Source organism: Bartonella sp. AU18XJBT (assembly GCF_028618595.1).
Taxonomy (GTDB): Bacteria; Pseudomonadota; Alphaproteobacteria; order Rhizobiales; family Rhizobiaceae; genus Bartonella.
In genome coordinates, this window is record NZ_JAQITE010000075.1 from 1 (window position 1) to 4,280 (window position 4,280).

The 4,280-nt window shown below is 32.8% G+C and carries 2 protein-coding genes and 1 pseudogene; 1 reads left to right on the forward strand and 2 read right to left on the reverse strand.

Annotation, left to right across the window (positions count from 1 at the left end; all coding sequences use genetic code 11):
• Window positions 1-191 precede the first annotated feature (191 nt).
• Both PVV60_RS09610 and PVV60_RS09615 read right to left on the reverse strand, forming a co-directional pair.
• The gene (locus PVV60_RS09610; protein ID WP_273724564.1) at window positions 192-929 is read right to left on the reverse strand and encodes a hypothetical protein; all 738 of its coding nucleotides are present in this window, start codon (window positions 927-929) and stop codon (window positions 192-194) included.
• Between the two features lie 1,822 nt (window positions 930-2,751).
• A pseudogene (locus PVV60_RS09615) lies at window positions 2,752-3,348 on the reverse strand (type ISP restriction/modification enzyme); the annotation flags it as partial.
• Between the two features lie 472 nt (window positions 3,349-3,820).
• On the opposite strand from PVV60_RS09615, the gene PVV60_RS09620 reads away from it, so the two are divergent.
• The coding region (locus PVV60_RS09620; RefSeq protein WP_273724565.1) for a POTRA domain-containing protein at window positions 3,821-4,280 on the forward strand (460 nt) is incomplete at its 3' end.

Genomic DNA, 4,280 nt, shown 5'->3' on the forward strand with positions numbered 1-4,280 from the left:
CTAAAGTACCTGCTTTAACATCAGCAAAGTCTTTTAATGCTTTAATGCGATAAAGGGTATGATTATTAATTACACGTGTCTCATTTGTGAGTGCAAATTTCTTTTGCATGGCACAATTCCTTTATAAAGAGATTTAAATTTTAAAATGAGATATTTAAAGAGGGGGCGCCCCCGCCGCGCCCGTGTCTTATTTACGCAGCTTCAGTTTCATATTCGCTGTTATCATCATGATCATAATACCCCTCACAATCAGCATAATACTCATGACGATAATAATCATCTTCGCTACCAAATTCGGGATATGCATCATCACAGATATCTTCATTAGCAGTTAGAGAGGCATTGCTATGAATATAAGAATTGCCTGAGACAAGAGCATCACAAATAACAGCATCATCAAAAACACGCGATTCATCACAGATATAAGCAGAGCCACTTATTTTTGCATTGCCACCGACATGAGCATCATCACAAATAACGGCATTATCAGAAATATGGGCATGATCAGTGACACGGGCGTTATCATAAATTTGTGCATTGCCTTCAATAATCACGGCGTTGCTAGCATGCGCATTGCCTGAAAGTTTTGCATTGTCCTTTAATGTCATACCTTCAAAAATAGCATTTCCATAAATTTGAGCATTACCATAGACATCAACAAAAAAGCTTTTCACTTTAGCATTTCCAAAGACGCGTGCATTTTGAAAGACCCGCGCTTTATCGTAAACCCAGCAATTGCCATCATGAGAGAGGTTATCTTCATTTTCAATATAGCCACCGAGGTCACCTTTTTTGACATCATCAAAATCTCTTAAGGCTCTAATTCGCTTTAAGAAATGACTATCGATATATTCACAATCATCAATAAATTCGTATTTTTTGGCAGGCTCTTGTTTATTAACGGGGGGGTTGTTTGAGATATTTGTCATATTTAAAACCTTATCATAAAATTGTTTTTCAATTGACAACCCTATAAGGGCGCCGGGTGTTGAAAAACACGGTGATAAGTCCGTTGCTTACACTTTTCCCATAAGGGTATTGTATGATGTAAGCACACCCGACAAAATCATCATATATGCTAATTACAGCATAAAAGATAGTCAGTTTTTAAAGACTTTGGAAAGGCTGTTTCGTAGCCTATCCGCTTATCACAAAGTGTTTTTCAATCACTTGATTATGTATATAACAAAATACGTATTTATTGTCAAATACTATTTTATCTTTTTTGATATTTTTTTGTATTTTTTTAAATACGTTGCGTGTTGATAATGTATTATGCTTATTAATTGCTTCTTTTATATTTATGTGCTTTTAAAGCTATATTATTGGCTTTCTTAAACGATTGCATTATTTTCTGAATCTATACATTTATAATATTTAGAAACGCTCTCATCATGCGTATTTTTATCTTTATAACCTATCTGTTTTTTACTAAATGAATTTAAATTTTTTTGTGAATTTTGTTTATAAAGATCTCTAATGTAAACAACCTTAATAAAGCCGCGCTCTTATAACCAATGCTTTCATTTGCATTTTGATTATGAAAGCCTGCTTTTTCACGCGTGCTTTATAGCTATAGCCATGGCATCATTTTTCATTTTCATCAGAGAAACGATAAATAAGATAATTGCGATTTATAGACTGTTATGAAAATATCTAAAGAGAGATTGATAATTATAGAGATCAGTAAAATTCCTTTTAATAGGCTTTTGTCAGTGATGTCAGTTTTGTCAGTTAACTCTAACCCCTATATTATTTTTTTTAATGAGAAAAATTAAAAACATTATATTTCAATATCTTAATACTTTTAAGACATAATTCATATCAATTGTACAATCTTTAAAGATAACCAATGATGTGAATTGATTAAAACTTGTCAGTTATGTGTCAGTAAATTGAACTGACAAAATGATTATTTTAGTAAGTAATTACAACATGTCTTATGAAAAGCGTATGAAAGTAAAAACTGATTACGTTATTAAAATCCCTTGTATGAATTTTTATCAGTTTATTTAAATAGATAACCTTATGATTTTAGTGAGTGATTAAACACGTCTTAAAAAAACATGTGATCCTTTAAAGCCTTTCAAAAGAAAGGGGGTATAATCATAAGAAATGCTATCAAGATCATTATGGTTATGAGTTTTGAAGAGGTTTTGAGTTTTGACGGTTGCTGCTATTATATAAAAAAATAGCAAAAAATAAAAACGTTATATTTCAAGTGGTTAGTATTTTACAGATCTTCAAAAAACAACCTATATTGACATTACAACCTATAAATTCAACTAATAATATACGTTTTGAGGGGGTTTTGACGGTTTTTACACCTTCAAAACCTATAAGCAAAATGAATATACATAACTCTCTTTAAACAAAGCTTTTGATAACAATAAAGCTATCATTTGAGATTGCGATATAATCTTTTAAAGGCAATCCAAAAGAAGCGTATTCTGTTTAAGAGTGGATTTCTTATAAGTCTTAAAGCAATCCAAATAAGAGTATCTAAAAGTGCAAATGATTTCTTTTTAGAATAACGCATGATAAATTATTCCTTTTAAGATTATAGGTAATCAACTCACAAGATGATACGTTTACAAAATTTACAAAAGTCCATTAAAGGATTTCTGATAACGTAATTCTTTCCTATCTTAGTTATCTCATAACAGATGATAAAATAAACTTTTATTTAAACTAATACATAAGCGGCTTTAATAAGATTAGCATGCCCATTATGTGAGCATGCTTTATAAGTTATTCAGTTTCTCTAATTTCCAATTTTGGTAGGTTCTTAACAATTTTCATTGTCTCTAAACTTACAGTAATAACCCTTTGAAATAATTCTAATGGATAAGCAGGGTTGCCAATGGTTTCAACAGCATAGCGATTGGCATCATTCACAATACCACTCTTTTTATCTGTTTTTACACATTGACGCCCCATAACCTATTCAAGAGCGGGTTTACCATTGACGATATACTCATAAGCTTCAAGAGGGATATCTGTCATGATGATATTACTGTTATAAATAACAGTTGATTTATCTTCCTCTTTACCTGCTTTTGCGAATTTCATTTCAGTCACATAATAAAACTTTTCGGGATTAGAGATCTCTGTAACTTTTGGATTACCCTTTTTAAAGGTCACGGGATAAGGTTCCACATCTTCATAATTTACGTGCAAATGACTGAGTTCACGCTCTGCTGTTACAAATTTCCAAAAATCTTCAGCGCTTTTAACACAAAGGATACGAGGCAATTCTTTAGAGAGGTTATCAGCATAACGAGTGCGATATTCTGAATAAAGCAGACCATAACCATAATAAAAGATATCTTCTTTTGTTATGGTTTTAGTAAGTAAGCAGAGAGGCACTTCTTAAACTTATATCTGTATTATTATCGCGTTTTTTGCTTATTTTAGTAATAAGCTATTGTCATGCTATTTTTCTTATCAAGCGATGATAATGGAGTGTTTCTTGTTGTCTCTAATATGTAACAGTTCCAATAAATTTGGTCTATTCTATGAATAAGAGTCTTTACTTGAAGCTCAAGATTATATTACATGCAACACCTTAAAATTAAGAAGCATATAGAGTGTATGATTGTCATTTAACAGCGTCATTGTAAAATCTTCAAAAGCGGGGGAAATGATATGGTTTGCACAACTAATAAAGCAGGTCTATACAATACAGTCTATGCTTTTTGCTTAGATTTTAGAAGTATTATTCTCATCAAAAAATTAAAAAATTGTTACGCGGTTGGCGATTTTTTCTGTGACGCTGACGATATGGTTCATTTTGTTACTCACTTTGAGGGTACAATGAATGCATAGATTTTTTTTCACTCTTATTTGTGCGGCTATTTCGTGCCTTTTCTCGTTGCCAAGTTTTGCCCACAACATTCGTGAGAAAGCGATTAATCAATCAGAGAGCATCCAACGCCAACAAACGCAACAACAGCGTTTTCAGCAATTACATCGTAGAAACGAAACCCATGGGATATCTTTGTCAGATGACGATGATACTACATCTGCCTATGGAGCTTCGTCTGGTACAACCTGTTTGCTGATCAAAAGCATTGAGTTTGTTGGTGCTCAGTTGATTTCTCACACCGATCTTCATGAAGCTATTTCTCTTTGGGAAGGGCGGTGTTTGGGGATTGCCGAAATCAACAAAGTGCTCAAAGCGGTGACCAAGCTTTATATGAAGCGCGGCTATATTGCGGTGCGGGCTTATTTGCCTGAGCAAGATTTAAGCGGCGGTCATCTCAAGATTGTTGTTGTTG